General features: G+C 50.8%; 3 protein-coding genes. All 3 read right to left on the bottom strand.

All coding sequences use genetic code 11. The features are described from left to right. Positions 1-50: 50 nt before the first annotated feature. On the bottom strand, positions 51-584 hold the full coding sequence (locus DWW51_RS10090) for an alpha/beta hydrolase (RefSeq protein WP_117774410.1): 534 nt from the start codon (positions 582-584) through the stop codon (positions 51-53). A 105-nt stretch (positions 585-689) separates the two neighbouring features. Continuing rightward, positions 690-2,060, bottom strand: coding sequence for a PTS transporter subunit EIIC (locus DWW51_RS10085; RefSeq protein WP_158567251.1), 1,371 nt, complete (start codon positions 2,058-2,060; stop codon positions 690-692). Between the two features lie 68 nt (positions 2,061-2,128). Further along, positions 2,129-2,683, bottom strand: a 555-nt coding sequence (locus tag DWW51_RS10080) for a PRD domain-containing protein (protein ID WP_117774408.1), incomplete at its 5' end; no start/stop codon positions are given.

Below are 2,683 nucleotides of genomic sequence, written 5' to 3'. Positions count from 1 at the left end.
TTTTCCGGTTCGACGAACAGCCGATCGTGTCAAATTTGGTCTAACAGAGCCTAACTTTTTGCGACATTAAATTTCGCTGAATTCTCCAGGACAAAACGGACGGCTCGATTTAAATCGTCGATTGGGCGCGGCATCAAAGGCTCGACCCTCACCCTGTATGACAGCACGAACACGTTATAGCCCGCATCGTTGAGCTCGGGGGCAACGGGAAAGCCTTCCACTTGATGACAAACGCTCTGATAACCTCCGCCCGAAACAGCAATGATAAAGGGAGCCCTAGGTCTCCCGGGAAAGAAGAACAGTTTCGTATTGCGCCGAGTCGGATCACGGATGCAGTCGGCTTCATCCCAAATATCGTAGGCAACCTGCCTCCCGTCATCCACGAGCTCGACAATTCGATTCAATCCACGCAAAACGCGAGCAGTTTCATATGGATTAGCATCAGAATTCATATGAGACACAATGGGTTTATTCCACATGCGCTCCCAAGTTGAAGGCCGGCAAAGCATAAGGTGCTCGCCAAAGCCAGCGAACTCAGGAAGGAGCGCGATTTCGCCAAACGTCATATCGGCAGTAATTGTCATAGCTAGTCACTCCAAAAATGAGGGTGGGCTCGCGTGAATCAACGGCAAGCCCACCACATGCAATCTGCTGCGGGGTTTTCGGCAGCTTACATCCCGAATAATTGTCTACTCCACTACCGCCTCTTCATCAGGGCGATACAGGATGTAAACGAGAACGAAGTTAAGAATTAAACCGACGACATTGCAAAGAATTGCGCCGATGAGGCTGCTCATATCACCAGAAGGATCCATATAACCGGGGAAGCTAAAAATGCCGCTCGACGTCATAACGAACGTACAGGTGTTGAAAATCGCCGGGATAACAGCACTGATTGCTCCGGCGACCATGGAAGCGATAATGATCTTCTTGTGCACCAAGATGATGCCGTACAGCGCCGGTTCCGTAATCCCGAAAAAGCCCGTAATGGCACAGCTGAACCCAAGACTCTTTTCACTCGGGTCCTTCGAGCGGAGGGCAAACGCCAAACAAGCGCCGACAACACCCATGCTGCAGCAGAGAAGTCCAAGGATAGGATCGGAGCCGACGGTCATAATATTGTTGATGGAAAGCACGATCAGGGCCCAATGGAGTCCAAGGGGGATCATAACGAGACCGAATATCGGCCCGAGAATAACGCCGCAAAGGACGGGGCTGAACTGATAGACCGCCAGCACTGCAGCCGCAAGCAAAGAGCTCGCCTGCTGAATAACGGGGCCGATCACAAGGAGCGAGACGGGGGCGGCAACAGCAACCGTCAGGAACGGGACGAGCGCAAATGCCACAACATCGGGAAGAACCGCCCGCAGCCACTTATTAAGAACGGATGCGAACCAAGCCGCCACGATAGCAGGAAACACCGTGGAGGAATAGCTCACCATTGTGAACTTCATGCCGAGCAAATCCAGCGCATCGCCCGCTCCGGCCGCAGCAACGAAAGTCGGATAAACCAGGATTGCGCCGAGTACCGCACCGATATATCGATCGGTTCCAAAGAACTGAGCAGCAGATGATCCGACAAGAACGGGCAGGAAATACATGCAGGCATTTCCCATGCCGTACAGCAGAGTGTATATTCCGCTCTCGGCGGAAACAGCACCCGCCGTCGTCAGAATGCTAAGGATGGCGTTTATCATTCCGCATGCGATCAAGGCAGGAAGAACGGGCATCATGATGCCGCTGATGAACTTCATTAGCTTTCCCAGAAAGCCCTTAGTCTCTCCTTCGCTTGCCTCGGAATCTCCGGCGTCAATCCCGGTTTCCTTGGCAACGATTTCATAGACCTTATCGACCTTAGGTCCCACAATCACCTGATATTGCCCCGCGGAATGGCGAATGTCGATCACGCCATCAATCGCCTTGACTTTTGCATCGTCTACGATGCTTTCGTCCTTAAGGTTGAACCTTAAACGAGTCATGCAGTGAGCTACAAATGTAACGTTGTCTGCGCCGCCCACCATCTCGAGAATCTCGGCAGCGAGCTTGGTTGTATCTGCCATAAATACCATTTCTCCCATGTTGAGTTTTATATGTAACCATCAGCAAAGCGCGCGCCTTTGCCAACTAATTACCTTGTTTTCGATGCAATTCGATTGATGTGCATCATGAGGTAGAGTCTTTCTTCGTCTATAAGTTCCCGCCCCGTCAGTCGGCTGAGAACAGAAGCAATATCATCGGCGCACATTGATGCCACCGGATATTCTTTTTTGAGCGAGAGGTACATCTTGCGGTTGTCGCTCACGATGCTTTCGCCAGAGTTCAACCTATTGAATAAGTACTGAAGATGGGTTGCGAACCTTGCGTAATCGAAACCTTCCCGATCAACTTGAATGCCAAGCCGATTTTCAACAGCAACGGTTGACTCCTCCAGAACACGATCGTAGATATCCGCGCTAAACTCTTTAACTACTTCGCATGAGTCCGAATCGGCCATGTTATTGATAAACGCCATGGCAATTCCAACTGCCTCATGAGCTGGAAGCCTAACGTTAAGACGTTTCCTGATTATCCTAAGTGCATACTCGCCGATTTTAAATTCGACGGGATATTGTTGGCGGACATCAAACGATAAGGCTCTGTTAGACCAAGGTTGACATAAAAACGATGTCACCGCGAGGCGGTA

The organism is Collinsella sp. AF15-51, assembly GCF_003462845.1.
GTDB lineage: Bacteria > Actinomycetota > Coriobacteriia > Coriobacteriales > Coriobacteriaceae > Collinsella.
This window is presented reverse-complemented; position numbering and strand designations above follow the sequence as displayed.